Annotated in this window: 28 protein-coding genes and 1 tRNA gene; 9 read left to right on the top strand and 20 right to left on the bottom strand. The window is 63.4% G+C overall.

Going from position 1 to position 26,407, the window contains the following annotated elements; translation table 11 throughout:
• Positions 1-220: 220 nt before the first annotated feature.
• The 6 genes from EOB36_RS24710 to rsfS form a co-directional block, all read right to left on the bottom strand.
• Entirely contained in the window at positions 221-742 is a 522-nt protein-coding gene (locus tag EOB36_RS24710; protein WP_095487505.1) for an RNA pyrophosphohydrolase, read from the bottom strand.
• A gap of 2 nt (positions 743-744) precedes the next feature.
• Entirely contained in the window at positions 745-1,914 is a 1,170-nt protein-coding gene (locus tag EOB36_RS24705) for a divergent polysaccharide deacetylase family protein (protein ID WP_095487703.1), read from the bottom strand.
• A gap of 112 nt (positions 1,915-2,026) precedes the next feature.
• Positions 2,027-3,352 carry a S41 family peptidase gene (locus EOB36_RS24700; protein ID WP_126104493.1) on the bottom strand — a complete coding sequence of 442 codons (1,326 nt, stop codon included), beginning with the start codon at positions 3,350-3,352 and terminating at the stop codon, positions 2,027-2,029.
• Position 3,353: 1 nt separating this feature from the next.
• Positions 3,354-4,700 carry a murein hydrolase activator EnvC gene (locus tag EOB36_RS24695; RefSeq protein WP_128285921.1) on the bottom strand — a complete coding sequence of 449 codons (1,347 nt, stop codon included), beginning with the start codon at positions 4,698-4,700 and terminating at the stop codon, positions 3,354-3,356.
• A gap of 148 nt (positions 4,701-4,848) precedes the next feature.
• On the bottom strand, positions 4,849-5,331 hold the full coding sequence (gene rlmH, locus EOB36_RS24690) for a 23S rRNA (pseudouridine(1915)-N(3))-methyltransferase RlmH (RefSeq protein ID WP_127288354.1): 483 nt from the start codon (positions 5,329-5,331) through the stop codon (positions 4,849-4,851).
• 83 nt (positions 5,332-5,414) lie between these two features.
• Positions 5,415-5,792 (bottom strand): ribosome silencing factor, encoded by a 378-nt coding sequence (gene rsfS / locus EOB36_RS24685; protein WP_095487705.1) that lies wholly within the window; start codon positions 5,790-5,792, stop codon positions 5,415-5,417.
• A gap of 238 nt (positions 5,793-6,030) precedes the next feature.
• Between rsfS and EOB36_RS24680 the strand changes: the two genes are divergently transcribed.
• The gene (locus EOB36_RS24680) at positions 6,031-6,885 is read left to right on the top strand and encodes a mechanosensitive ion channel family protein (RefSeq protein WP_127205605.1); all 855 of its coding nucleotides are present in this window, start codon (positions 6,031-6,033) and stop codon (positions 6,883-6,885) included.
• A 23-nt stretch (positions 6,886-6,908) separates the two neighbouring features.
• Here the strand turns inward: EOB36_RS24680 and EOB36_RS24675 are convergent, their stop codons facing one another.
• The 3 genes from EOB36_RS24675 to EOB36_RS24660 all read right to left on the bottom strand — a co-directional run bounded on the left by EOB36_RS24675 (position 6,909) and on the right by EOB36_RS24660 (position 10,422).
• A complete protein-coding gene (locus EOB36_RS24675) occupies positions 6,909-8,204 on the bottom strand; it encodes an MFS transporter (protein WP_128285920.1) in 1,296 nt (431 codons plus the stop codon).
• A gap of 100 nt (positions 8,205-8,304) precedes the next feature.
• On the bottom strand, positions 8,305-8,892 hold the full coding sequence (locus EOB36_RS24670; RefSeq protein ID WP_128285922.1) for a nicotinate-nucleotide adenylyltransferase: 588 nt from the start codon (positions 8,890-8,892) through the stop codon (positions 8,305-8,307).
• 249 nt (positions 8,893-9,141) lie between these two features.
• Entirely contained in the window at positions 9,142-10,422 is a 1,281-nt protein-coding gene (locus EOB36_RS24660; protein ID WP_128285919.1) for a glutamate-5-semialdehyde dehydrogenase, read from the bottom strand.
• 77 nt (positions 10,423-10,499) lie between these two features.
• Here EOB36_RS24660 and EOB36_RS24655 point away from each other — a divergent pair, with 77 nt between their 5' ends.
• Positions 10,500-10,988 (top strand): hypothetical protein, encoded by a 489-nt coding sequence (locus EOB36_RS24655; protein ID WP_095487517.1) that lies wholly within the window; start codon positions 10,500-10,502, stop codon positions 10,986-10,988.
• 7 nt (positions 10,989-10,995) lie between these two features.
• Here the strand turns inward: EOB36_RS24655 and proB are convergent, their stop codons facing one another.
• Both proB and obgE read right to left on the bottom strand, forming a co-directional pair.
• Positions 10,996-12,141 carry a glutamate 5-kinase gene (gene proB, locus EOB36_RS24650; RefSeq protein ID WP_126104490.1) on the bottom strand — a complete coding sequence of 382 codons (1,146 nt, stop codon included), beginning with the start codon at positions 12,139-12,141 and terminating at the stop codon, positions 10,996-10,998.
• 2 nt (positions 12,142-12,143) lie between these two features.
• Positions 12,144-13,175 carry a GTPase ObgE gene (gene obgE / locus EOB36_RS24645; RefSeq protein WP_128285918.1) on the bottom strand — a complete coding sequence of 344 codons (1,032 nt, stop codon included), beginning with the start codon at positions 13,173-13,175 and terminating at the stop codon, positions 12,144-12,146.
• Between the two features lie 114 nt (positions 13,176-13,289).
• Between obgE and EOB36_RS24640 the strand changes: the two genes are divergently transcribed.
• Positions 13,290-14,159: an endonuclease/exonuclease/phosphatase family protein gene (locus EOB36_RS24640; RefSeq protein ID WP_128285917.1), complete on the top strand. Its 870-nt coding sequence runs from the start codon at positions 13,290-13,292 to the stop codon at positions 14,157-14,159.
• A 215-nt stretch (positions 14,160-14,374) separates the two neighbouring features.
• On the opposite strand, the gene EOB36_RS24635 is transcribed toward EOB36_RS24640, so the two are convergent.
• The 3 genes from EOB36_RS24635 to EOB36_RS24625 all read right to left on the bottom strand — a co-directional run bounded on the left by EOB36_RS24635 (position 14,375) and on the right by EOB36_RS24625 (position 16,119).
• Complete coding sequence (locus EOB36_RS24635; protein ID WP_095487524.1) at positions 14,375-14,962, bottom strand: GNAT family protein; 588 nt, start codon at positions 14,960-14,962, stop codon at positions 14,375-14,377.
• Between the two features lie 118 nt (positions 14,963-15,080).
• Positions 15,081-15,350 (bottom strand): 50S ribosomal protein L27, encoded by a 270-nt coding sequence (gene rpmA, locus EOB36_RS24630; RefSeq protein ID WP_095487526.1) that lies wholly within the window; start codon positions 15,348-15,350, stop codon positions 15,081-15,083.
• Positions 15,351-15,450: 100 nt separating this feature from the next.
• Positions 15,451-16,119 (bottom strand): 50S ribosomal protein L21, encoded by a 669-nt coding sequence (locus EOB36_RS24625; RefSeq protein ID WP_128285916.1) that lies wholly within the window; start codon positions 16,117-16,119, stop codon positions 15,451-15,453.
• 323 nt (positions 16,120-16,442) lie between these two features.
• On the opposite strand from EOB36_RS24625, the gene EOB36_RS24620 reads away from it, so the two are divergent.
• From EOB36_RS24620 to EOB36_RS24605, 4 genes are all read left to right on the top strand, one after another.
• A tRNA-Ser gene (locus EOB36_RS24620) sits at positions 16,443-16,532 on the top strand.
• A gap of 473 nt (positions 16,533-17,005) precedes the next feature.
• Complete coding sequence (locus EOB36_RS24615) at positions 17,006-17,722, top strand: pentapeptide repeat-containing protein (protein ID WP_128285915.1); 717 nt, start codon at positions 17,006-17,008, stop codon at positions 17,720-17,722.
• A 189-nt stretch (positions 17,723-17,911) separates the two neighbouring features.
• On the top strand, positions 17,912-18,094 hold the full coding sequence (locus EOB36_RS24610) for a hypothetical protein (protein ID WP_126104487.1): 183 nt from the start codon (positions 17,912-17,914) through the stop codon (positions 18,092-18,094).
• 210 nt (positions 18,095-18,304) lie between these two features.
• Positions 18,305-18,946, top strand: coding sequence for a class I SAM-dependent methyltransferase (locus EOB36_RS24605; RefSeq protein ID WP_127205610.1), 642 nt, complete (start codon positions 18,305-18,307; stop codon positions 18,944-18,946).
• Positions 18,947-18,971: 25 nt separating this feature from the next.
• On the opposite strand, the gene EOB36_RS24600 is transcribed toward EOB36_RS24605, so the two are convergent.
• The gene (locus EOB36_RS24600) at positions 18,972-19,946 is read right to left on the bottom strand and encodes a Tim44 domain-containing protein (RefSeq protein WP_128285914.1); all 975 of its coding nucleotides are present in this window, start codon (positions 19,944-19,946) and stop codon (positions 18,972-18,974) included.
• 183 nt (positions 19,947-20,129) lie between these two features.
• On the opposite strand from EOB36_RS24600, the gene EOB36_RS24595 reads away from it, so the two are divergent.
• Together EOB36_RS24595 and EOB36_RS24590 are read left to right on the top strand one after the other, a co-directional pair.
• The gene (locus EOB36_RS24595) at positions 20,130-21,053 is read left to right on the top strand and encodes an alpha/beta hydrolase (protein WP_127288343.1); all 924 of its coding nucleotides are present in this window, start codon (positions 20,130-20,132) and stop codon (positions 21,051-21,053) included.
• A gap of 103 nt (positions 21,054-21,156) precedes the next feature.
• Complete coding sequence (locus EOB36_RS24590) at positions 21,157-21,480, top strand: hypothetical protein (RefSeq protein WP_127288342.1); 324 nt, start codon at positions 21,157-21,159, stop codon at positions 21,478-21,480.
• Between the two features lie 54 nt (positions 21,481-21,534).
• Here the strand turns inward: EOB36_RS24590 and recQ are convergent, their stop codons facing one another.
• The 5 genes from recQ to EOB36_RS24565 all read right to left on the bottom strand — a co-directional run.
• Entirely contained in the window at positions 21,535-23,379 is a 1,845-nt protein-coding gene (gene recQ / locus EOB36_RS24585; protein WP_128285913.1) for a DNA helicase RecQ, read from the bottom strand.
• A gap of 446 nt (positions 23,380-23,825) precedes the next feature.
• A complete protein-coding gene (locus EOB36_RS24580) occupies positions 23,826-24,164 on the bottom strand; it encodes a cupin domain-containing protein (RefSeq protein ID WP_095487715.1) in 339 nt (112 codons plus the stop codon).
• A 13-nt stretch (positions 24,165-24,177) separates the two neighbouring features.
• Complete coding sequence (kduD, locus tag EOB36_RS24575) at positions 24,178-24,945, bottom strand: 2-dehydro-3-deoxy-D-gluconate 5-dehydrogenase KduD (protein ID WP_095487547.1); 768 nt, start codon at positions 24,943-24,945, stop codon at positions 24,178-24,180.
• Complete coding sequence (kduI, locus tag EOB36_RS24570) at positions 24,942-25,799, bottom strand: 5-dehydro-4-deoxy-D-glucuronate isomerase (protein WP_095487549.1); 858 nt, start codon at positions 25,797-25,799, stop codon at positions 24,942-24,944. The genes kduD and kduI overlap by 4 nt, the downstream gene beginning before the upstream one ends.
• A gap of 27 nt (positions 25,800-25,826) precedes the next feature.
• A partial coding sequence (locus EOB36_RS24565) for an FCD domain-containing protein (protein WP_164897605.1) occupies positions 25,827-26,407 on the bottom strand: 581 nt, incomplete at its 5' end.

Raw genomic sequence — 26,407 nt, 5'->3', positions numbered from 1 at the left:
CCGCCCAGCCGCGCCTTGAGCCGCCGGTAGTTTTCGCGGATGGCGCCGAGATCGACGGTCAGTATGGCGCCGGCCGCTGTCTCGCTGACGGCAACCTTTTCAGAAAGAGATTTTTTGGAGGCGTCGTTCATGCCAACCCCGTCTGCGGCGGATTGGCCATCAATAAGGCCACCGCGCTGACGCGGCAACCGTGGTCGGCGCGACCGCGGCTAGCGCCAAGCTACGCAACCAGATGCCGGAACGCCGCAACCACGTCCTCATAAACCTTGCGCTTGAACGGCACGATCAGGTCGGGCAATTCCTGCATCGGCCGCCATGCCCATTTGTCGAACTCGGCGGTGTGGCCGCCCGGTGGCGGATTGATCTCAATCTCGCTCACGTCGCCGTGAAAGCGGAAGGCGAACCATTTTTGCGTCTGGCCGCGATATCGCCCTTTGAAGGCGATGCCGACCAGATCGGCCGGCAGGTCGTAATATATCCAGTTCGGCGCCTCATCCAGCAGCGAGACCGAGCGCATGCCGGTCTCTTCATACAGTTCCCGCTGCGCCGCCTGCAGCGGTTCCTCGCCCTTGTCGATGCCGCCCTGCGGCATCTGCCAGAGCTGCGTCGTGCCGGCGAATTCGCTATCCGGCTCGGCAATGCGATGCCCGACCCAGACCAGGCCGTCACCATTGAGTATCATCAGTCCGACACAGGGGCGATAAGGCAGCGTCTCGGGATCGACCGGTTTTCTCTTCGCCATGCTCAACCTTTTTCCGGATCCACCGCCACTGCCGAAATCGGCACGATCTCGATGCCGCGCTTCTTGGCCTCGATCACCCAGGACGACACGGTGTCAACCGTCAGGTCGAAGGCCGAGCCGATGCCGACGGCAAAGCCTTTCGCCCGCGCGGTGGCTTCCAGCTCGTCCAGCTTCTTCAATATGGCGCCCCGGTCCTGCACGGCGTCGATCGACGTGTCGCCGGCAATGAAGGGCACGCCGTCCTTCAGTGCCAGGTCGGACGCGAGGCTGCGCGCCGACGAGCCGTCGTCGAGATAGGCCAGGCCGCGCCTGCCGAGTTCGGCCATGAATGGCGCCATCGCCGCCGCATCGGCCGAAAATCGCGCACCCATATAGTTCATGACGCCGGTGTAGTTGGTCATCCGCGACAGCGCCCAGCGCAAGTTCTTCAAATTCTCGTCCGGTGTCGCCGCGACCGTCAGCGTGTTGCGGCCCGGATTGACGTTCGGATAGTCGAACGGTTCGAGCGGCACCTGCATGACGATCTCATGGCCTCTCTGCCGCGCCGCCTGCATCCAGCGGCTGATGCTATTGCCCTGCGGCGCGAAGCCCAGCGTCACTTCGGCCGGCAGCTTGGCGATGGCCGCCTGCGTGCCGGTCTGCGACACGGCAAGCCCGCCGATGACGATCGCCACGCGCGCACCGCGCGCACCGGACCACGGCCGCGCATAGACATCGAACGGCCGCCTTCCGTCGGCGGCGCGAACCGGCAACGGGCCGGTCTCACTGGTCTCGATCAGCGCCCTGTCGGGAATATGCGCGATCCTCAGGTTCTGGCCGATCGTCGAAGGGTCGTGGATGACGATGGCCGCCTTGGGCGGACCACCGTCCGCTTCGGTCGGCATATGGATGATCTGCGGCCCACTTATCTTGGGTCCCGCTTGCGCCTGCGGCGCGGGCTCAGTGGCCGGCGCTGCGGATTCGACCACCGCGGTCGTCTTCGGCGTCGAAACGGCGACTTCTTCCGGCTTTCGAAACGGTCTTTCACGCAGCGCAATCGCGCCGGAGACGCCGATCACGGCCAGCACCAGGAGAGTGGCCGTGACCACGCCGGCGTTGATCCTGCGGGCCGCGCGCGGCGGCCGGACGGCCTGTCCGAGCGGGCGTTCGATGTCGTTGCCGATGTCAGCCAAGCCGCATCCCCAGCCGCGGTTCCCCCGAATCAAACTGCCGAGGCCTTGCGGCCCCGGCAGCATTACATCGCTTCGATCAGGCGGCCAGACCTGTTTGCCCGGCCGATCGACGTTACTGGTTCAAAACAGCCTTGTCCGGATTCGGCGGGAACGCCGGATCGGTCTTCTCGCCGCGCAGCAACTGCTCGGCAAAGATAAGCTGCAGGTCGTCCTTCGGCTCCGGCGGCACATAGGCTGCCGAGCCCGAACCGGTATCGCCCTCGTCGGTACCCTTGATGTGGCCCTTGAGGTCCGACTCGCCGCGCGTCAGGTCCCTGCCCTGCAGTTCCGGCGGCAACGGCTGGTCGACCTTGATGTCGGGCGTGATGCCCTTGCCCTGGATCGACTTGCCGGACGGCGTGTAATAGAGCGCCGTCGTCAGGCGCAGCGCGCCGTTCTCGCCGAGCGGGACGATGGTCTGCACCGAACCCTTGCCGAAGGACTGCGTGCCGACCACCGTGGCGCGGCGCAGATCCTGCAGCGCGCCAGCGACGATTTCGGACGCACTGGCCGAGCCGCCATTGACGAGCACGACCAGCGGTTTGCCGTCGATGTCGTCGCCGGGCCGCGCGTCGAAGCGGGTGACGTCCTTCGGATCGCGGCCGCGTGTCGAGACGATCTCGCCACGGTTGAGGAAGGCGTCGGACACGCTCACCGCCTGATCGAGGAGGCCGCCCGGATTGAGGCGCAGATCGAGCACGTAGCCCTTGAGCTTTTCGTTCGGCACCTGCTTCTTGATGGTGTCGATGGCATTCTCGAGGTCATCATGGGTCTTTTCGGTGAAGGAGGTGATCTTCATGTAGCCGATGTCGTTCTCGACCCGGAACTTGACCGCCTTGACCTTGATGATGTCGCGCACCACCGTCAGCTCGATCGGCTTGTCGGCGCCCTGGCGCAGGATGGTGAGCTTGATCGGCGTGTTGACCAGCCCGCGCATCTTCTCGACCGCGTCGTTGAGGCTCAGGCCGCGAACCTCCTCGCCGTCGATCTTGGCAATATAATCGCCGGCAAGCACGCCCGCCTTGGCGGCCGGCGTATCGTCGATCGGCGTGATCACCTTGACCAGGTCGTTCTCCATCGTGACCTCGATGCCGAGGCCGCCGAACTCGCCCTTGGTCTGCACGCGCATGTCCTGCGCCTCTTCGGCGTTCATATACGAGGAGTGCGGGTCTAGCGACGTAAGCATGCCGTTGATGGCGTTTTCGACCAGCGACTTGTCGTCGGGCGGCGTCACATACTGCGCCCGCACCCGCTCGAAGATGTCACCGAAGATCGCCAGCTGCTTGTAGGTCTCGGAGCCCGCAGCGTTCGCCGTCGAGCCGGGCGCGCCATAGACCAGGCTCATCGCGGATGCGCCCATTAGCGCACCGGCAAACAGAAGCGACAGTTTCCGCATCATCTCACGTCCTTCCAGACAAACGGTCCGCCCACCATGGGGTCGGATCGACGGGTTTTCCATCCTTGCGGAACTCAACATAGAGCTCCGGCGTGGCATTTCCATTCTTCGATGCCGAGGTGCTCGCCACCCGGGCCTCTCCCATCGCGCCGACCGGCTCTCCTGCGAGCACCGACTGGCCAGACGCGACACTGATTCTGCTCATCCCCGCCAGAACGACATGATAGCCGTCACCCGCGTTCAGGATCAAGAGTTGACCATAGGAGCGAAAAGGTCCCGCATAAAGCACATTTCCGTCCGCCGGCGCGGTAACGATGGCTCCCGATTGTGTCGCAACCATGTCACCGAGCATCACTGCGCCGTTACCGTCGCTGGCCCCGAACCGCCGCTTGATCTTGCCGGTGACGGGCAGCGCGATCTGCCCCTGAAGCGCCGAAAACGGTGCGGCGGCGGTGAGCCGGTTGGCTTCCGGGACCGGCAGCGCCGCCAGTTCCGTCTGTGCCGGGCCCTCCTGTGTCGGGGCCTTGTCGGCATCCGCGGTCTTCTGCTCCGCTGCCTTCGCCGCATTCGCCGCCTTGCGGGCCTTGTCGGCCTCGAGCGAGGCGATCAGTTCCTTCAGGCTGCCGGCCTTGGCCGCCAATGCTGCGGATCGCTGCTTTTCCTCGGCCAGCGCCGTTTGCGTCTCGGCCTCAAGCCTCTGCTTGGCTTCAAGTAGCATGCCGAGCCGCTTCTTTTCCGCCGTCTGCTCGCCGACTGCCGCCGTCAGCCGCGCCCTCTCCGCCTCGATCGAGGCCGTCACCCGCGACTGCTCCTTGAGGTCCGCCACCAGTATCTCGGTCTGCTGGCGCAGTTCCGGCACCACGGCGCCGAGCAGGATGGCGCTGCGTACCGACGACAGCGCGTCTTCCGGCTTGACCAGGATGGCCGGCGGCGGATTGAGCCCCATGCGCTGCAGCGCGGCCAGCACCTCGGCCAGAACGTCGCGTCTAGCGGCCAGCGACGCGCGGATTTTCTGCTCCTCGCCTTTCAGCCCTTCCAGCTTGGCGCCAATGTCCTCGATGTCCTGACCAAGTTTCTGCTCGGTCATCGCCGACTGGATCAGCGCCGCGGTGATCGAGGCATGATCCTTCTTGACGGTCGCCATGTCGGCGGCGAGCTTGGCCAGCCGCTCGGACGAAAGCGTGATCTCCTTCGACACCCGTTCGTATTCGGCGCGGCTTTGGTCTGGATCAGGCGTCATGTCGAGCCTGTTCTGCGCCCGCGCGGCGCTGAACGACAGCACGAGCGCCGCCGCTGCCAAGCCGCAGCGTGCGCGCCAAAAGCCCGTTCGCGATTTCCAACCTTCAGACATTGAAGCCCGACTCTATGCGTGGCTTCGTTAACGAACCATCAACCATGTTCGAGAGCCCTGCCGACCGCAAACAGCCTCGTGACGCATTGAGGCGAAAATCCGGGCGGCTCACGCCAATCCACCGGTTTCGGGTGGGAACCTGCAAAGCTCACGAGCGATGATAGGGATGGCCGGACAGGATCGTGGCCGTCCGGTAAAGCTGCTCGCCCAACATGACACGGACTAGCTGGTGCGGCCATGTCAGCGCGCCGAACGACACCATCAGATCGGCCTGATCGCGCAGCGACTGGTCGTGACCGTCGGCACCGCCGATAGCGATGACAAGTGCCTTGCGGCCGCCATCACGCAACAGGCCGATGCGGCCGGCGAAATCCTCGGAGGAAAAGTTCTTGCCGCGTTCGTCGAGCAGCATCAGCGCAGTACCAGGCTGCAACTGCGTCTGCAGTTTCTGGCCTTCCTCGCGCCGGCGCTCGTTGGCGGTCTGGGCGCGGCCCTCCGGAATCTCGACAACACCTGAGAATTCGAGCCCCACGGCCTGCCCGCTCTTGGCGAAGCGCTCGAAATATCGGTCGGCGAGCTGCTTCTCGGGGCCGGCTTTCATCCGGCCCACGGCATGAACGGTAATTTTCATCCCTGCCTCGAAGAGCCGCTAATGCATGTCACCAAAAGTGGTCACCGGTTTTTGGAAACGACATGCATCAATCAAATTACGGCTCAGTGGAGGGTCTCTTCCTCGAGGTCCGGCGCTTGCCACATCTTTTCGAGATTGTAGAAGTCGCGGACTTCGGGACGGAAGACATGGACGATAATATCGCCCGAATCGATCAGGACCCAGTCGGCGCCGGCCAGTCCCTCGACGCGCGCCGTGCCGAGGCCGGCATCCTTGAGCGCCTTGAGGAGATGATCGGCGACAGCCGAGACATGACGGTGAGATCGGCCGGACGCGATGACCATATAGTCACCGAGGCTCGATTTTCCCTGAATGTCGATTGAGACGATGTTTTCGGCCTTGGAGTCTTCCAGACTGACAAGGACTGTGTTGATGGCGCGGGACACGGCGTCGTTTACGCTGATCCCGGCCGGCGAAGGCACGATGTCGGCCTTCTTCCGCAGTGCTGTTCTCAGTGTATTTCCTTTCGCAGCAAGAACAACCAAATCACCCTTCAAAGCAGGTGACACTCCTTAGATAGGCAGAGTTGGGTTGCAGTTTCAAGACGGCAACCCTGCCGTGGTCCACGAAGTGCCGTTTCTTCCGGTTCCGCAGAAGAAAAATCGGAACTCTTGCCGCCTTGCTGGGGTTATCGGCGCATTGACCAATCGGATTCCCGCCATGCCTATCGACCCTGAGAACGCCGTTGACACCGTGCAGGCCGGCCTTGCGCAGCTCAGCGCGCTGATCGTCTCGTACTCATTCTCGGCCATCGGCGCCGTCATCCTGCTGGTCCTCGGCTATATCGTCGCCGGCCTCGCGCAGCGCTCGATCTATGCCGGCCTCGGCCATATCCATGGCTTCGACGTGACGCTGCGCCACTTCTTCTCGAGGATCGCCCGCTACGCCATACTGATCCTCGTCGTTATCATGGTGCTCGGCCAGTTCGGCGTCCAGACGGCCTCGATCATTGCCGCCATCGGCGCCATCGGCTTGGCCATCGGCCTGGCGCTGCAGGGCACGCTGCAGAACATTGCCGCCGGCATCATGCTGCTGGCGCTACGGCCATTCCGCATCGGCGAATATGTCGAGGTCGGCGCCATCGCCGGGACCATCGAGGAAGTCGGCCTGTTCGCCACCACGCTGAGAACGGTCGAGGGCGTCTACGTCCTCGCCCCCAATTCGACGCTGTGGAACCAGCCTGTCCGCAACTATACACGCAACGGTGCCCGCCGTGGCGACATCACGCTGACCATCGGTTCCTGGAACGATATCGATCTCGCGCAGAAGACCATGCTTGGCGTCGCCGCCGCCGAGCGGCGCGTCAGGCGGGAGCCGGCGCCGATTGCGTTTGTGGCGACCGTCGGCGACAGCAACGTCGCCATCACCTTACGCTACTGGACCTCGGCTGCGGATTTCTTCGCCACCCAGATCGATCTCACCAAACGCGCCAAGCAGGCTTTCGACAGCGAGGGCATTTCGATACCCGCGCCACCACCGGAAGCGCCACGACAGGAAACCGCCACCAGACAGTGAGATGATCAATTCCCAGCGTAGGCCTATTTGTCCGCGCGGCGCTGTTCTTCGGACGGAAAGGCAAGATCCACCGGCAACGGCGCCTGCGCGCTCATCGGCGCGAAATTGCCGGTCTCGGCGGCGGGAACAGGCGCCATCGCCACCACACGCCACAGCACGAACAGGCAGAAGGCAGCGGCAATGACGATGGCCACATAGATGAAGGCCTGGGTTCCATAGACAGCGGAAAGCCCGGTCACGATGCCGGGCACGATGAAGCCGGACAGCGACCATGCAAACAGAAGCGAGCTGGACAGCGCCACCATGTCGTCCTTGCCGGCGCGGTCGGCGGCATGCGCGCTGGCCAGCGAATAGATCGATTCCGACGCGCCGTCCCAGACCACATAGATGACGACCAGCGCCGCCAGCGCACCGCCGTCGAAGCCCAGCGCGAACAGGCCCGCCACCAAGGCAAGCGCCGAAGCGGCGACCAGCACAAAGCGCCGGTCGGTGCGGTCGGAAATCCATCCGAGCGGGATTTGCAGGATCAATGTGCCGACCGGCATCGCCGACAAAAGCAGTGCCACATCTGCCTGGCTGTAGCCCTTGGCCGTGGCATGGATCGGCGCGAAGCCCGAAATCGTCATCGACAGGCCGCCGACGGCAAGCATGCCGGCGACGCCGACCGGCGAAATCCGCCAGGCCCGGCCAAGCGCGACGGACGCCGCCTGCGGCGGCGGTGGCTGGGCGAGCCGCGTCAGCCCGACGGGGAGGATCGACAGCGCGGTGAAGGCGATGCCGATCAGCGGCGCGTCCGCAGCCCTTACATCGATCAGCGCCAGTGTGGCGTAGCCGACACCGAGCCCAGCGACATAGGCGACGTAGAAGAAGGCCATGACCCTGCCGCGTATGGCGTTGGCAATGACGTCGTTCAGCCAGCTTTGCGCGACGATGAACAAGCCGCATATGGCAAAGCCATAGAGCGCGCGTGCCGCGATCCACGACAGCGGGTGCGGCCCGGCTCCGACAGCGGCGTTCGACAGCACAATCAACGCCGACAGCACCATGAACGCGCGAGCATGGCCGACGCGCCGCACCAGCGGACCGGTCAGGATGCAGCCTGCCAGGCCGCCGGCCGAAAGGCCGGTGACGATCAGCCCGGCCCAGGTCGGATCGAAGCCCTCGGCGCCGAGCCGGACCGGGATATAGGCGAACATCAGTCCGTTACCGACCGCAACCAGCGCCATCGACAGGACGACGCTGGCGATGGCGATCGCCGGGGTTGGCGGGCTGCCTTGCGCCGGATCGCGTCTGGTCTGGTTTTGCTCGAGAATCGCCATGCGCGCGCAGGATCGCCCACGGATCGGGGAAAAGCAGCCGCAAATGCGACATGGCCGGACTTGCCTCCTCTGCTTGTGGAGAAGGGAGGTCCGTGCAGGCTCAGCCCTTCGCCATGTTGCGGATCGCGGTCGACGACAGCGACGAGCGCGGGCCGTGGATGAAGGTCCAGGCCGGCGCCTTCATGCGGGCGAGCCGCGGCGCGTCGCCCTCGTCGACACGTGCATAATCGAAGGTCTTGGCAACGACCGAGGACAGGAAGGACAGCGTCGCGCCAGGGCGGTCGATCACCGCGATCGGGATCGTCATGACGATCTGGCGCCAGCGCTGCCAGCGGTGGAAGTCGCGCAGACTGTCGGCGCCCATGATCCAGACGAAGTCGACGCCGGGATTGCGCGCCTTGACTAGCGCCAGCGTGTCGGCGGTGAAGCGGACGTGATGCGCGGCCTCGAAGGCGGTGACCTTGATCTTCGGGTTCCTGGCGATCTGCTCGGATAGGCGGAGCCGCTCAGTCAGCGGCGTCAGTTCCCGCTTGTTCTTGAGCGGATTGCCGGGCGTCACCATCCACCACAACTGATCGAGCGCCAGACGTCTGAGCGCGATCTCGGCGACCAGGCCATGGCCGGCATGGGCGGGATTGAACGAGCCGCCGAACAGCCCGACGGCCAGGCCCTTTTCGGCATGCGGCATTTTGAGGTAGCGGGAGGGAGCGGGATGCTCGGGCGAGGAAAGCATGCGTCAGGCGCCCCCCTCTGTCCTGCCGGACATCTCCCCCTCAAGGGGGGAGATTGGCGGCTTCATCGCAGGCGCAAATCTTGCAGCACCGGCGATTGGCGAAATCAGAAATGACAGGCAATCTCCCCCCTTGAGGGGGAGATGTCCGGCAGGACAGAGGGGGGTGGCTGGGCGCAAAGCTTCAGGTTCTTCGAGCAAGTAGCGTCAAGGCCGCACCTGTCCCGTTCCGCGCACGCGGTATTTGAACGAGGTCAATTGCTCGACACCGACCGGGCCGCGCGCATGCATTTTGCCGGTGGCGATGCCGATCTCGGCGCCCATGCCGAATTCGCCGCCATCGGCGAATTGAGTCGAGGCATTGTGCAGAAGGATCGCCGAATCAATCTCGTTGAAGAAACGTTCGACTGCACCGGCATCCTCGGCGACGATCGCCTCGGTGTGGTGCGAGGAGAACGTCTCGACATGCTCGATCGCGCCCGCAACGCCATCGACCAGCCTCACTGCGATGATCGCGTCGAGATATTCGGTAATCCAGTCGGCGTCGGTCGCCGGCTGGGCGTCGGCAAACACTTTCAGCACCTCGGCGTCGGCGTGGATTGCGCATCCAGCCGCGCGCAACGCGTCAAGGATCGGCACCAGATGGGTGGAAGCGACGGCACGGTCGACCAAAAGCGTTTCGGCCGCACCACAGACACCGGTGCGCCGCATCTTCGCATTGACGGCGATCTTGACCGCCATGTCGAGATCGGCCGAACGGTCGACATAGAGATGGCAGATGCCTTCGAGATGGGCAAAGACCGGCACCCGAGCTTCGTTCTGCACACGCTCGACCAGGCTGCGACCACCGCGCGGAATGATCACGTCGAGATTGCCGCCGAGGCCCTTCAGCATTTCGCCGACGGCGGCGCGGTCGGTGGTCGGCACCAGCTGGATGGCGTCCTGCGGCAGACCGGCCGTCTTCAGCCCCTCGACCAGGCAGGCATGGATCGCCGCCGAGGAGTTGAGCGAATCCGAGCCGCCGCGCAGGATCACCGGATTGCCGGCTTTCAGGCAAAGTGCGCCGGCATCGGCCGTCACGTTCGGCCGGCTCTCATAGATGACGCCAACGACGCCGAGCGGCGTGCGAACGCGTTCGATATGCAGCCCGTTCGGGCGGTCCCATTCGGCAATGACATCGCCGACCGGATCACTGAGTTCGGCGATCTCGCGGATGCCGTCAGCCATGGCGCGGATGCGGGCGGCATCGAGCTTCAGCCGGTCCATGAAGGAGGCGGAAAGCCCCGACTCATGGCCATTCGAGATGTCGATGGCGTTGGCGTCGAGAATATCCTGCTCGCGACGGACAATCGCCTCCGCCATGGCGACAAGCGCGGCGTTCTTGGCGGCGGTCGTGGCGATGGCCAGCGGTCGGGCGGCAGCGCGCGCCCTGCGGCCTATCCGTGCCATCAAACTGGCTACATCATCGCCTTGGTGTTTGTTCAGCATTTGACCGATCCAGTGAAGCTGGTGGATTTACACGCGGCCGGCCTTCGCGGCAATGGCCGTAAATTTGAGGAAGCAGAATGAAGAGAGTCATAATCCTCGTTGCTCTCGGCGCGATGCTCATACCAACAGGCCTCCGTGCCGCCGACTACTGCGACGACAAGTTTGAACCCGGCGAGAGCCCCGACGGCAAGGCCATGACTATGGTAAGCTCGATGATGTCCCTCGCACTTGCTGAGCGCTATTGCGGCGCGTCACCGACACCGCTTTCCCAGATCGACGTCGTTATTGAAGAGCTGCATGGATGTGGGCCGCGCTCTCGGCTTGAGGCAGAATTCAAAAAAAGGATGGAAGAGGAAAAAGGGGCAGAAGCAATGACGACTGACGCGCTCATCCGTGATCTCGTCGTCGGAGACGACAAGGATGTTCCCCAAGCCGAAGTGGATCGACGTGCCAGGGCTGGCATCGAAGCGGAGTTGGGAGGTTGCAGCGAGCTTCTGAAGATATACCAGGACTTTCAGGATCGATATCGCAACCCACCCAAATGGCCGCGTGAGCCTGACCAGTAGCGCGCCGTCAATGGCGGGCCGCATCTCCGTCGGCCGCGCCGCTCACCACAAGGTCGTCGCGGTGGATCATCGCCGATCGCGCTTCGTAGCCAAGCACCGTTTCGATCTCGGCTGTCTTCAAGCCAGCGATCCTTACGGCATCGGCGGCATCGTAGGCAACCAGTCCGCGCGCGATCTCGCGGCCCTCGGGCGACAGGATCGCCACCGTGTCGCCGCGCGAGAAATTGCCGCTGACCAGCTTGACGCCGGCCGGCAGCAGCGACTTGCCCGACAGCAGCGCACCGATGGCGCCGGCGTCGACAGTCAGCCGGCCAGCCGGCTCGAGCTGCCCGGCGATCCATGTTTTGTAGCCCTTGACCGGATTGGCGCTCGGACGGAAGAAAGTCGCCCGCTCGCCCCGCTCGATCGCCATCAGCGGCGACAGTCTCGTGCCTGATGTGATGATCATGGCGGTGCCGGCGGCGGTGGCGATCTTGCCGGCGTCGAGTTTTGTCCGCATGCCGCCGCGCGACAATTCGGACGCCGCCGCACCGGCCATTGCCTCGATATCAGGGGTGATGCGGTCGACGACCGGAATGAACTTTGCGCCAGGGTCTTTGGCCGGCGGCGCCGTATACAGCCCGTCAATGTCGGAGAGCAGCACCAGGAGGTCGGCGCCCATCATCGTTGCGACGCGCGCCGCCAGCCGATCATTGTCGCCATAGCGGATTTCGGAGGTCGCCACCGTGTCGTTCTCGTTGATGACCGGCACCGCCTTCATCTTGAGCAGCGTCGAGATCGTCGCCCGCGCATTGAGATAGCGGCGGCGCTCTTCGGTGTCGCCGAGCGTCAGCAGGATCTGGCCCGATTTCAGGCCGCCCTTGCCGAGCGCATCCGACCAGGCGCCAGCCAGCGCAATCTGCCCGACGGCAGCCGCCGCCTGGCTCTCCTCGAGCTTCAGTGCCCGCTTGCCGAGGCCGAGAATGGTGCGGCCCAGCGCAATCGCGCCGGACGACACGACGAGGATCTCGGCGCCGCCTTCAGCCAGCACGGCGATGTCGTCGGCAAGCGAGGCCAGCCAGTCGCGCTTCAGGCCGGTCGTGCGGTCGACAAGCAGCGCCGAGCCTATCTTGACGGTAATGCGCCGGTATTTTCTCAGCGACTGCGCGGCCATCGCTATTTGTTCCAGCGCGTCTCGACCGGCGTGGCGACAGCTTCGCGGGCCTCGGCCACCACCGTCATCAGCGCGCGCAAAACGGCTTCGACGCCTTCGCCAGTGACCGCGGACAAAAGCATCGGCGCGCGGCCGGCGGCGCGTTTCAGCGACGCGACCTTCTTCTTGCGGGCGTCGGCATCGAGCGTGTCAACTTGGGAAAGTGCGACGATCTCGACCTTCTCGACCAGCCCATGGCCATAGGCGTCGAGTTCGGTGCGCACGGTTTTGTAGGCCTTCCCCGGATTTTCTTCCTGCGCGGAGACGAGGTGCAGAAGGACGCGCGTGCGTTCGACATGCCCGAGGAAACGGTCGCCGATGCCGACGCCTTCATGCGCGCCTTCGATCAGCCCGGGAACGTCGGCGATGACGAACTCGCGCCCGTCGATGCGGGCCACACCGAGACCCGGATGCAGCGTGGTGAAGGGATAATCGGCGATCTTCGGCTTGGCCGCGGTCACGGCGGCCAGAAAAGTCGACTTGCCGGCATTGGGCAGCCCGACCAGACCGGCGTCGGCGATCAGCTTGAGCCTGAGCCAGATGTTGAGCTCTTCGCCCGGCAGTCCGGGGTTGGCGCGGCGCGGCGCCTGGTTGGTCGAGGTCTTGAAATGCTGGTTGCCGAAGCCGCCATTGCCGCCCTTGGCCAGCAGGTAGCGTTGGCCGACGACGGTCATGTCGCAGATCAGCGTCTCATTGTCCTCGGCAAAGACCTGCGTTCCCGCCGGCACTTTCAGCGTGACGTCGGCGCCCTTGGCGCCGGTCATGTTGCGGCCCATGCCGTGCGTACCGGTCTTGGCGTTGAAATGCTGCTGATAGCGATAGTCGATCAGCGTGTTCAGCCCATTGACCGCCTCCACCCAGACATCGCCGCCACGGCCGCCGTCGCCGCCATCGGGACCGCCGAACTCGATGAACTTTTCGCGCCGGAACGACACCGATCCGGCGCCGCCGTCGCCGGAGCGGATATAAACCTTGGCTTGATCGAGAAATTTCATCGGATTGCTGAGTTTCTGCTATTGGCCTTGCGGCATTGCTCTAAACCTTCGGCACTGCTCTAAACCAAGGCGGGGCGAAGGGCGAGGCTGTTTATGAACATGGCCGGAGTCGCAATGAAGCTCGTAACCTACAACATCCACTACGGCGTCGGTCTCGACGGACGCTACGATGTCGGCCGCATTGCCGACGCCGTGCGCGGCGCCGACGTGATCGCGCTGCAGGAGGTCTCGCGCAACAACCCCAACAATGGCGGCCGCGACATGGTGGCCGAGCTCGGCGAGGCGCTGCCCGAATACTTCGCCGTCTACGGCAGCAATTTCGAGGCCAATGTCGGCTCGCGCCTGGAAAACGGCCGCGCCATCACCACCACCTTCCAACTCGGCAATATGGTGCTGTCGAAGACGCCTGTTCATTTGTCGCGCAATCTCCTCTTGCCGCGCAGCCGCAGTTTCGAAGTGATGAACTTCCAGCGCGGCGCGCTGGAGGCGCTGATCGAGACGCCGCTTGGTTTCATCCGCTTCTATTCCACCCATCTCGATCATTGCAGCCCGGTCGAACGCTTGAGCCAGCTCCGGTTTCTGCGCCAGCGCCTGTTGAACTATGCAATCGAAGGCGGCGCGCTGTCCGGCGTCGCCGAGGTCGGCCTGCCGGACCTGCCTTGTCCCGAAGCCTTCGTCGTCATGGGCGACTTCAACATGCTGGCCGGATCGCCGGAATATGTCGAACTCGCAGGCCGCCCGGATCACGAGTTCGGCATGCCTGTGACAGCCGACCTTGCCGTCGATGCCGCCCTGCGCCTTGCGACCGCAGACGCCGATCTCGTCACCTGGGTCGACCCAAAGCGGCCGGACGATGCCAGCCGCCACAAGCGCATCGACTATGTCTTCACCAGCGCCTCGCTCGCCAAATCGCTGAAGCGCCTGTGGGTCGACCGGCAAGCGGTCGGCTCGGACCACCTGCCGGTCTGGGTCGAGATGGCCTGATCCGGAGTTTGGTTCGCAACTGACTTTCGAATTCACAATGATCCTTTCGGAACCTTTGGTTCGAGGCCATGCGCCGAGGTGTGTTGAGATTCAGGTCAGGCCGAGTCGAAAATGACGGTTTCCGAGAACCGGAGCGGAGCGTACTCAAGTACGTGAGCACCGGAAGCGCAGGAAACCGCCATTTGCAGGCCGGCCTCACCTGAATATCGACACCCCTAGAAATGCACCCAGTTCCGCAGGCTCGTCCAGGTCTTGCGGTCGAGACGGTAGCGCTCGACCGGCACCTGGCCAGCGACGATCGAGTTCAGCATGCCCTGGCCGGCATACTGGAAACCGCATTTGTGGATGACCCGGCGCGAGGCTGGATTGATGACCCGCGTCGAGGCGTGCAGCACCTGAATCGCCGTCTTCTGGAAGGCCAGGTCGACCAGCGCGTGTGCTGCCTCCGTCGCATAGCCGCGCTTCCAGTAGGGCTCGCCGATCCAGTAGCCAAGCTCCAGCCCGCGATCGGTGGTGTTGAGGCCGGCGCAGCCGACGAAGGTTTCTGTACCGGCCAGCGTCAAGGCATAGGCAATCCCGGCCCGGCGCGATGCCGTCATCGCAAGGAAGGCGCGTGCCTCGGCCTCACCATAGGGGTGCGGCATGCGGGCAAGCATTTCGGCGACATGGCGGTTGTCGGCGAGCACCACCAATTGCTCGATATCGCTTTCGCGCGGCGCCCGCAGGACCAGCCGCTCGGTCATCACGACCGGGCAATCTATCGCGTAACTTTCACCGTCTGTGTCTTCCGCTTCGGCAACCATGTCAGTCCTCCAGGCACAAGAAAAAGGGGAGATGGAAACCCATCTCCCCTGATCCATTTCCTGGCTTGGCCAGACACCGGTTCCCGAGATGGGTGCCGGTGTTCTCGTACGGAACCGGCTACTCCGCGGCCTTCGTCATCGGGTTCACCGATACGTAGGTTCGGCCATTGGCTTTTTTGTTGAAGGTGACTGCGCCAGCTTCGAGCGCAAACAGCGTGTGATCCGTGCCAATGCCTACATTGACGCCGGGATGCCACGTCGTGCCGCGCTGACGAATAATGATGTTGCCCGGAATCACGGCTTCGCCGCCGAACTTCTTCACGCCGAGCCGCTTGGAATGGGAGTCGCGACCATTGCGCGACGAACCGCCAGCTTTCTTGTGTGCCATCTAACTAACTCCGATGCGCCGCAAGGGCGCTTAAAAGGTCTTATGAACGCGTTCGCGTTCCGTTTCAAGTCCGATCCGGCGACGATTGCGCCGGCTCGCTTTACTTCTTCGCCAGTTCCTTGGCCTGCTCGCGCCAGTCCGTGATCTGGTCGGCGCTGAACGGCATATGCTCGTCGATCTTGGCGACATCCTTGTCGGACAGCTTGGCGATCTGGGCAAAGGTCGTGATGCCCTGCTCGTTCAGCTGGCCGGCCGCAACCGGGCCGATGCCCTTGATCACGGTCAGGTCGTCCGGTTCGCCCTTCGGCGCCTTGAACAGCGGAGCGGCGGTTTCGGTTGCCTTCGCCTCGGTTGCCTTGGCCTCGGTTTCCTTCGGCGTAGCCTCTGCCTTGGCTTCCTTCTTCGGAGCAGCCTTCGCTTCGGTCTTGGCCGCGGCCTTCTTCGTCGGCTTGGCACCATCCAGCAGGATCTCGGCGATCCGCACGGTGGTCAAAAGCTGGCGATGGCCGATCTTGCGGCGCGAATTCTGCCGGCGGCGCTTCTTGAAGGCGATGACGGTGCGGTTCTTGCCCTGTTCGACGACTTCGGCGGTGACCAAGGCGCCGTCGACGAACGGTGCGCCGAACGTCACATTTTCGCCCTCGCCATGCGCGAGCACGTGGCCGATCTCGACGATATCGCCGACCTGGCCTTCGACTTTTTCGATCTTCAGAAGATCGTTGGCGGCGACGCGATACTGCTTGCCGCCCGTTTTGATGACTGCGAACATTTTTTGCCTTTCGCTGTTCGGTCGGCCTTGATGAACCGCTTCAGGCGGTTCGGCCGTCTTTTTGTCAGTCTGCGGGTTCAAAAAACAAGCGGCGCGGAAGAACCCTCCACGCCGATTGCGCGCTGTCCCTAACCGAAGGTTGAGCGCGAGTCAAGGCTAGCAGCCAGCTGGTGAGCCGCGAATGCGTTCAAGCCAAGCCGACAACACAGAGCCGGGGCGGCAAGCCTGACAAGAAGGCGGATCGTCGGGCAGATTGGCCCTTGTAACCTGTCCGCCCAGCCGTTATCTAGTGCGCCGCGCCGGCAACGGCGGACCATGACCGCGGAGAGGTGGCAGAGTGGTCGAATGCACCGCACTCGAAATGCGGCATGGGTGCAAGCCCATCGGGGGTTCGAATCCCTCCCTCTCCGCCATATGGCATTGTTTACATTAATAAAAATCAAAGAATAGGTTGCGCGCCGCCATAAAGCCCGCCTACCGAGAACGGCGTATTCGCGGCACGTCAGCTTACGACACAAATATGCGGGGTTCATGCCTCGACCTGATAGATGGCAGAGATCAACTTCGGCCTCGCTAAGCGAAGTCGTGGGGTTCATGCGACAGCGGAATGAGGGTACGCGACTAGCCCCCGTGCCGGGTCAACCTCGCCGTCGGGAAGTACCGATCGGTGCGGACCCAAGCGGATTCACGCTTGTCGGCAGCGGACGCCGGCGGTGGCGGTCAGCACCCGAGCAGGCTCCCCATTGTTGACGTCCGCTGCGCATCTGCGGCGACCGTCGCCATGTCCTCTGCTCCCGGGTTGACGGTGGTGTAGACGAGGAGCACTCTCGAATGTCAGCAGATGTGGTCAGGTTGAGTGTCGGCGAGTAGCAGAGGTTCAGCAACAATGACTTTGAGGCGAACCAGAGCTTACGCCGCATCCGGCCTGGTTCTAGCGGTTTGCAATATGTTTGCTTGGCAGAACGCCACTGCTGCTCACAATTGCCACGCAGCCGCGACGCCTGGCGTCAATTGGCACGAGTGTGACAAGAAGCTTCTCATCCTAGAAGGACAGGACCTGAGCGGGGCGAACCTGTTCGGTGTTGATTTCACTTCGACCGACCTCAGGAACAGCAATCTCCTTGGGGCAAATCTTGAGAAGGCAACGCTTGTGCGTGCTTCCCTGGCCGACTCGACCGCCAAAGGCGCCCGGTTCGACAGAATCGAGGCCTACAGGACCGACTTCAGCCGTATGGACGCGCAGGGCGCTGTGTTTGCGAGCGCGGAAATGCAGCGCTCGAATTTCCAGGACGCCAATCTGACCAACGTTGATTTCACAAAGGCAGAATTGGGGCGTGCGCAGTTCCATAACGCCGATATCAGCGGCAGCCGCTTCTCGTTTGCCAATCTCGCACGGGCGGATTTCCGAGGAGCGACGTTCACCGCGTCGATAGACTTTGACCGCGCCTTTTTCTTTCTGACCCGTATCGAGGGCGTCGACCTTTCCAATTCGGCGGGTCTGTCCCAGTGGCAGCTCAACATGGCTTGCGGAGACGCCCGGACCGAGTTGCCTTCTGGCTTGACGAGGCCTGAAGATTGGCCCTGTCAATTCCAGCAGGAATAGTTGTCGGCAAGCGAACTGCGGCAATGCTGCACCCGACAGGATTCGAACCTTTCGGCAAGCCGCCTAACCCGAATGCCCTGCCGTTCCCGAGCGGTTGGGTTTTGCGTCTCGACATGCATGAACTCGTGCTTTCCGCATTGTTCGCAGAGGTGGCTAGTCCACCTCCTGCTCAGAAGGAAGGATCATAGCATGAGTGACATACTGATCCGCCGTCCGGATGCGATGGAGCCCGTCACGCGCCCCGGCATTATACGCCATCGGTGCCAGCATCCCGGCTGCGCCAAGAATGCGGGATGGAGCTTTGCCAAGCCGAGGCAGACGCCGCACTGGCTCTGTTTCGAGCACCGCGCCAACGCCGAGCGATATCTGTGAGGAAACCTTAATGCCCAGACAGTTGGACCCCTCCCTCTCCGCCAGTTCCGCCGAGTCTACGCTATTCTGCGAATAACTGCCCAATCACCGCATCTAGCCGAACGAGCTTCTGCGGGACTTGACTTGAGCGGACACGACTCGCCTCAGATCATTCTTAATGCCGAACTTAATGCGGATTAGGGCGAGGCCGCGATCTGAGGAGCAACCATCATGAGCATAGCGAGCGACGCCCGCTTCTGGGACCGCAGTTCACGGAAATACGCCATGGGCGCGATTGCGGATCAGGCCGGATATGAGCGCACGCTGGACCGGACCCGCGCCCTGTTGGGACCAGGCGACAGGGTGCTGGAGCTGGGTTGCGGAACAGGAACAACCGCGCTCCGGCTCGCGGGCGATGTTCAAAACTATCTTGCGACGGATATTTCCGCCGGAATGATCGCGATTGCCAACGAGAGACACGCCGCTGGCCCCATCCCGGCGCTTGTCTTCCGCACCGCGACCGTAGACGCGCTTGCGCCTGACGACGAGCAGTTTAACGCGGTTCTGGGATTCAACTATCTCCATATGGTCCGCGACCTGCCTGGCACTCTGCGCCGCATCCACGCCTTACTTGCAGCGGAGGGCTTGTTCATCTCCAAGACACCCTGCGTCGGCGATATGAACCCACTCATCCGGCTTGCCTTGCTGCCCGCAATGCGCGCGATCGGCAAAGCACCCTATGCAGGCGTCTTTCGGGCGGCAGACCTGAGCCAGCATATCTGTGCCGCGGGCTTCGACGTTCTTGCCACCGAAAGCCACGCAACGAAGGGCAGCGACAACCGCCCTTACATCGTGGCTCGCAAGAGGACGTGAATGGGCCGAGGCAGCAGCGTATCGGTTAAGGCTGCTGGATTGCTGCGAGCTTCCAGTCGCCACCGTTCTGACGTGTGAAGGTCCACAGTTCGGTCGTTTCCGTCGGCCGACCGGCTTCGCCCGCGACGATCTTGCCGCTGGCGCGATCGCGCATCACGTCGAGAGACTCGTAGCGCAGCGCAGCCGTCGCGTAGTCGCGATCGTCTTCCCGCCAGCTCTCCGCAATATCGGCCTCCAACAGGCTGACGTCAGACACGTCGTTCCTGATGCCCTTTTTGGCATTATCGGCAAGTTCCTCGGACAGGTACGACACCATCTCGGGGGTCGCCAGCCGGCGCAGGCCAGCATGATCTTCGCGTCCGAACGCTTCCTGAACCTCCGTCAACCGTTGCTGGAATGTGTCGAGGTCGGCCGGCGTCATTGTGATTTCATCGGAGGCTTGAGCCGTCCGGCCAAATCCAGACCCGATGCCTGGAATGGGGAAAGACGACACGTTGCCCGTCTCGGGCTGGCCTGCCGCGTTTCGCCCGAAGTTGCCCATGCTCCGCGGAACACCGGCCATGGCGGGCGCTTGGTTGCGTGCCGATTGCGACCGGAAAAAGCGGATGGCCAACATGATCGCGCCGCCGATCAGCAGACCTTGAAGCAGCAGGCCCAACATGCCAGCCAAGCCGCCGAACCCTTGACCCAAAAGAAGTCCGATCAGACCGCCGAGCAGCAGGCCACGCATCATCGAACCGCCGAGGCCGCTGAAGATCCCTGGTCGTTGGGATGCCGGCGTCTGGCGGGCCGCATTGTTCGTCGCGGGCGTCATCGAGCGCTCGACCGGCGCGGCCGGCTGTGGCGCCGTCCTCGTCGGCGGGACCGACTGGAAAGTGCGCGTGCCGCGGCTGCCGAAGCTGCCGCCACGGCGCGCCTCGGCGTAATCGGCCGTGACCATGGAAAGTGCCAGGAACAGTCCTGCAAACAAAACTGCAAACCGGCTCGAACGCGAAATCATCATAGCAAACCCTTAAGCGACACTCTTGCCGCTCATATGGGGTGCGCCGATCGAAATATCAGTGACCCGCACCAGCCATTGAGGAGAATTCCGTTACCGCCTCTCCACCAGGCACGGCAGCTGACGTGATCCTTCTGCTAAATTGTGCGTTGTTGCCTGAGGGCACGCCGAGGGAGACGAACAATGTTTGCAGGTTTCAGCGCCACCAGCTTGCAACTGGACGAGACGACCATTTTCGCAAGGGTCGGCGGAACGGGTCCGCCGCTGCTGCTACTTCATGGTTTTCCCGAGACACATCTGATGTGGAGAGATATCGCCACAGCATTGGCGCCCCGCTTTACGGTGATCGCCGCCGATCTTCGAGGCTACGGGCAAAGCGGGTGTCCGATTTCCTCTGCCGATCATAGTCCATACGCCAAACGCGCCATGGCCGGCGACATGGTTCAAGTCATGAAGCGGCTGGGGTTTGAGCAGTTCATGGTTGCCGGACATGATCGCGGCGGGCGGGTCGCCTATCGCCTGGCGCTCGACCATCCCGGCGAAATCTCCAAAGTCGCCGTCCTCGACGTCATCCCCACCGCCGCCGCGTGGGATAGGGCGGACGCCAGGCTGGCTCTGAGCTTCTGGCCCTGGAGCCTTCTTGCGCAACCGGAGCCTCTGCCGGAGCGACTGATAGGCGCGGCGCCCGATGCCATCGTCGACAATGCGATTGTGCAGTGGGAGTCGCCGGCAGAAATGTTCTCTGCGGAGGTCAGGGACGCCTATGTCGATGCGCTTCGCGATGCCGTTCATGTTCATGCGATATGCGAAGAGTATCGGGCCGCTGCCATGATCGATCGTGAACATGACGCGCTGGACCAGGCAAACGGTCGTCGCATCGAGTGTCCGCTCCTGGCGCTATGGAGTAGCGAAGGCGCCGTGGAGAACTGGTATGCGGAGGAAGGCGGGCCGCTGGCTATTTGGAGAAAATGGGCCGACAGCGTTGAAGGAAGCCCTGTCCCAGGCGGGCACTTCTTTCCAGAAGAGCATCCTCACCAGACCGCAGCGGCTCTCTCGAAATTCTTCGAGGATAATAGGGGGAATGACGCGTCGAACAGAGTATTGTAGACGTCATATGCGTCCGTTACTCAGAACCTCGGGAGCGCTCCGCGGCTCGAGATCGAGAACCCTCTGATATTCGCCCGTCGGCGTCAAACCTGCTTGATAAAAAATGAAGGCGATCACTGCAGCCACGCTTCTGATAGGCAGCTTCGTATTTGTCGGAGGTTGCGCATCGCCCTTCCACGCATCTTTCGATGCCGCGAAATACGACAAGATGAGCTGTGTCGAACTCAACGTAGCCATGGGCGAAGTTTCCAAGGAGATGTCGGCGACAGCGATCACCCGGGGCAAAGTCGCGAAAACCAATATTCCGGATTGGCTATGGGGAGCCCGGCGTGTCGCCTCTACCGTCACTGCCCGCCAGAGCGCGAGAATCGAGCGCTTGCGGCAGCAGGAGGCTGCGATCGCGGCGGTGAGACGAAGCAAGTGCTGATTGCGGCGCCGGAGTGGTCTGGTGGCTGTCGGCATGATCGCGTTGATACAGCCCTCAGCCCGATGCCCCGGATTGGTGCGCGGCGATCGCGCTCAGAAAAATCTGACCGAATTCCCTAAGCTTCGCGGCGCCGACACCGTTGACTGCGGCGAAGGCGTCGAGGTCGCGCGGGCAGCGTTCGGCCATGTCGATCAGTGTGCGATCGGAGAAGATCACGAAGGCCGGCACCTGGCGCTCCCGGGCAAGACGCAGCCGTACCGCCTTGAGCGTGGCCAACAGCGCGGAATCCAGCCCTTCCGTGCCCGCGATAGCATCCGGGGTGGGACGTGTCTTACCGCGCGATGCGCGGCTCCGCACCTCGACGCGATACCGGAACGGCACATCGCCACGGGCCAGATCACGGCCCTTTTCGGCGATGGCGAGGCCGCCATGGCCGGCTGAATCCAATGTCAGAAACCCTCCCGCGACGAGCTGGCGGATGAGCGACAGCCACACATCCTTCTTGTGCGCCACACCGGTCCCGAAGCTGGCAAGCCTGTGATGGTTCTTGGCCAGGACCTTCTCGGTTTCGTGGCCGAGCAGAACATCGACGACATGGGCAGCACCAAAGCGCTCGCCGGTCTGGGCGATGGCCGCGAGGATGATCCGTGCCTCCGCCTCGCCATCCGCATGCGGCGTCTGGTCAAGGCAATTGTCGCAATTGCCGCAAGGCATTGCTGTTTCGCCGAAGTAGCCAAGCAGGATCTGGCGGCGGCACTGGGCCGTTTCGCAATAGCCGATCAGCGTATCGAGGCGGCCATGCGCGCGCCTTTTATGCTCCGCCGGTGCGTCCTCGTCTTCGATGAAAAGCCGGCGCATGCGGATATCGCCGAGACCGAAGAGCATATGTGCCTCGGCAGCCCGCCCGTCGCGGCCCGCGCGCCCAATTTCCTGATAGTACGCTTCGAGGCTGCCGGGCAGATCGGTATGGAAGACATAGGCGACGTCAGGCTTGTCGATCCCCATGCCGAAGGCGATGGTCGCCACCATCACCACGCCGGACAAGGTCATGAAAGCGTTTTGATTTGCTTCACGCGCGTCCTTGCTCATGCCGGCGTGGTAGGCCAGCGCGCGCACGCCGTTCTTCTCGAGGAACGCCGCCATCTCCTCGGTCTTCTTGCGCGACAGGCAATAGACGATCCCGCTGCGGCCGGCATGACGCTCTACGAAGCTCAGCAATTGGCGCTTGCCGTCCTGCTTGGGCTCGATGCCAAGCTTGATGTTCGGCCGGTCGAAACCCAGCACCAGGGTTTCGACGCGCCCGGCGAACAGCTGCGCAGCGATGTCGGTGCGTGTCGCCTCGTCCGCTGTCGCCGTCAGCGCAATGATCGGCACGTCAGGGAAAATGTCGCGCAGCCGCGACAACTCCTCGTATTCGCGCCGGAACGCCGGGCCCCATTGCGAGATGCAATGCGCCTCGTCGACAGCTATCAGCCGGATGTCGAGCCTGGCCAGTGCCTCGAGCATCCGCGCGGTCATGAGCCGCTCCGGCGCAAGATAGAGCAGGCGCGTCTGGCCCGCCGCAACGCGGCGCCATGCGGCGACATTGGCATCGCGGTCGAGTGAGGAATTGATCGTATCGGCCGCCACGCCGGCAAGACGCAATGCGGCGACCTGGTCCTGCATCAACGCCACCAGGGGCGAAACGACGATGGTGAGCCCGCCCAGGACCAGCGCCGGGACCTGATAGCAGAGCGATTTGCCAGCGCCGGTCGGCATCACAGCCAGCACATGACGCCCGGCCAGCAGCGCCTCCGTCACAGCGTCCTGGCCGGGCCGAAAATCATCGAAGCCGAACACGTCCTTCAGGACGCGCCGCTTAGGATCCTCCGCCCGGACGCTCGCCGTCGATACCTGCATCAGGGAATTTCTATGATCGGCGCCGCCTGAAAAGGCAGGGCGGGAACGGTCAGGAGCAGCGGTGGCATGACCTGCCAAAGCTCCCCGGCGAATCTCCAGCTGACTGCCTTGACCGCGGTTTCGAACACTTGATCCCCCTTCAAGTCCTGTCTCCGTCGGCGCCAACTGAAAGAATATCTCCCTCATTGGCGGATATGGGATCGTGATTCCAGCCCCTATTCGCTTTGGCTGTGAATATCGCGTCGACTCTGGCCGGTTAATCCTATCTTCATCATAATTCGGCAGGTTCAGGTTCTGCGGTGATGTTTTGAGTACCGCGGCGCCACAAGCGCCCAGGCAACACGCCCGCGTCTCTCCGGAGGCGCGGGCTTTTCGTTTGCGGGATATGCTGGAAGCGCCTGCCCCTCGGCCGGACACACGCCGCGATGACCTGCCTTCACGCGGCTTCAGTCGATAAAATCGGCGCGGTGCGGCGTAAAGCTGTCGACCAGGCGCCCGGCCTCGAGCGCCCTGACGCCATGAACCAGGTTGGAAGGGACAATGAAGCTGCTTCCCGTCTCCAGGATCTCGGTCCTGCCGTCGATGGTGACCTCGAAGCGGCCTTCGGCGACGTAGCTCGCCTGGACATGCGGGTGCGAATGCAGCGCGCCGACACCGTCCTTGTCGAACCCGAACTCGACCATCATCAGTTCGTCCGTGTGCAGCAGCACACGCCTGCGATTGCCGTCCGGCGTCGGCGTCCATGCGCCCTCGCCGGCGTGCGAGAAGATCTTCGTTCCGGTCATCGCCAAATCCTCCTCATCGCGCCAGCCAGCCGCCGTCCACCGGCACCACCGCGCCATGCATATAGTTGGACGCCGGCGCCAGCAGGAAGACAGCCGCGTCGCCGATGTCTTCCGGACCGCCCCAGCGCCCGGCCGGAATGCGCGCCAGAATGGCGGCGCTGCGGTCTGGATCGGCACGCAGCGCCTCGGTGTTGTTGGTTTCGATATAGCCGGGCGCAATGCCGTTGACGTTGATGCCTTTCGACGCCCATTCGCAGGCGAGCAATCGGGTGATGCCGAGCACGCCGTGTTTCGAGGCGGTATAGGAGGCGACGCGGATGCCGCCCTGAAAGCTGAGCATCGACGCGATGTTGACGATCTTGCCGCGCCGCCCCGGATCGGCAAGCACGCGCCGGGCAAAGCTCTGGCCGAGAAAAAAGACCGTCTTCAGATTGACGTCCGTGACGTCGTCCCAATCGGCTTCCGTCAGATCGACGGCGTCGGCGCGCCGAATGATGCCGGCATTGTTGACCAGCCCATCGAGCGGCCCGGTTTCGTCCCAGACGCGATCGAGCATCGCCTGGGCGGCGGCATGATCGGCAAGATCGCAGCGTTCCGCCTCGAAGCGTCCGCCCACCGCCGCGACCTTTTCCGCCGTCTCGTCCATCGCCGAACGGCCGACGCCGACCACAGCACCACCGGCGCGCGCGATCGACAGGGCGATGCCTTGACCGATGCCGGTGTTGGCGCCGGTGACAAGGATGCGCTTGCCGGCGAGGCTGAAAGCCGAGAGGTCGCTCACCGCAGCTCTTCCATCGCTACCGGATCGACATCGGTATAGTCGACATTGTCGCCGGCCATCGCCCAGATGAAGGCGTAGTTGGAGGTGCCGGCGCCCGAATGGATCGACCATCCCGGCGACAGCACCGCTTCTTCATTGCGCATGACGAGGTGGCGGGTCTCGTCCGGTTCGCCCATGAAATGGAACACGCGCGCCGCTTCCGGTAGGTCGAAATAGAGGTAGGCCTCCATGCGTCGGTCATGCACATGGCACGGCATGGTGTTCCAGACCGAGCCTGACGCAAGCTGGGTCATGCCGACGACGAGCTGGCAGGTTTTGACGCCTCCGGCATGGATGAACTGGAAGATCGAGCGCTCGTTGCAGGTCGCCTGGCTGCCGAGGTCGAGCCGCTTGGCATCGCCGATGCGGATCAGCTGGCTGGGATGGCTCTGATGCGCCGGCGCGCTGAGTAGATAGAACTTGGCCGGCTCGGCCGGATTGACTGAGGCGAACGACACCTCATTGGCGCCCATGCCGAGATACAGCATGTCGCGCGGCTGCAGCTCGTAGGATTGGCCGCTCGCCTTCACCATGCCGGCGCCGCCTATGTTGACGGCGATCATTTCGCGGCGATCGAGAAAGTTCTTGGTCCCGGTCGGCTTGATCGCCTCCAGCGGCAGCGGCGTGCCCGCGGGCATGGCGCCGCCGACGATCATGCGGTCGTAATGCGTGTAGGTCAGGCCGATGCGGCCTAACTGGAACAGGCCTTCGATCAGGAAATTGTGGCGAAGCTCGTCCGTCCCCATCGCCGCGGCGGTAACAGGGTCGATGGCGAAGCGCGAGGTGAAGTCCGTGTGATTGTCAGTGTGATTCATTGCTGTCCCATTGGGCTGCCTCATTGGTCATTCGGTTGCCGCGGCCTTAACCGACTCAGCATAAAAACTTTGACGTGCGTGCAGCCGCTCACGATAGCGCTGCTGGCTAGCGGTGAGATGCGCGCGCATGGCTTCGCGCGCGGACTCGGCATCGCCTGTCGTAATGGCATTCAGGATCACCAGATGCTCGCCTTGCAGTCCCCGCTGGTAGACGTCGGATTGGGCGAGCTCGGTGGACCACGGTGACGTCACGTCGCAAGGAATGGCGCGCCGGCCGAGCACGTCGAGCATCTCGACATAGAACGGGTTGTTGGTGGCGCTGGCGATCGCGCGGTGGAAGGCAAGGTCGGCCGGACCCGTCGGCTCGCTGTTCAAGAGCAGCCTCTCGAACTCGAAGAACGCCTCCTGGATCGCCGCTTCCTGCGCGGCATTGCGACGGATAGCGGCGAGCCCGGCGGATTCGATCTCGATCGCCAGGCGCACTTCGAGCACGTTGAGCGCGATCGAATCCTTGCTGCCCATGTCCGCGGCCAGCGCGCCGAACATCGTCGATATATGCTCGGTGACGAAGACACCGGCGCCCTGGCGCGGCTCAACCAGACCGTCGG

It is taken from the genome of Mesorhizobium sp. M6A.T.Cr.TU.017.01.1.1 (assembly GCF_004023115.1).
GTDB lineage: Bacteria > Pseudomonadota > Alphaproteobacteria > Rhizobiales > Rhizobiaceae > Mesorhizobium > Mesorhizobium mediterraneum.
The sequence above is the reverse complement of the archived record's forward strand: the minus strand, read 5'-3'. Positions and strand labels throughout refer to the sequence as shown.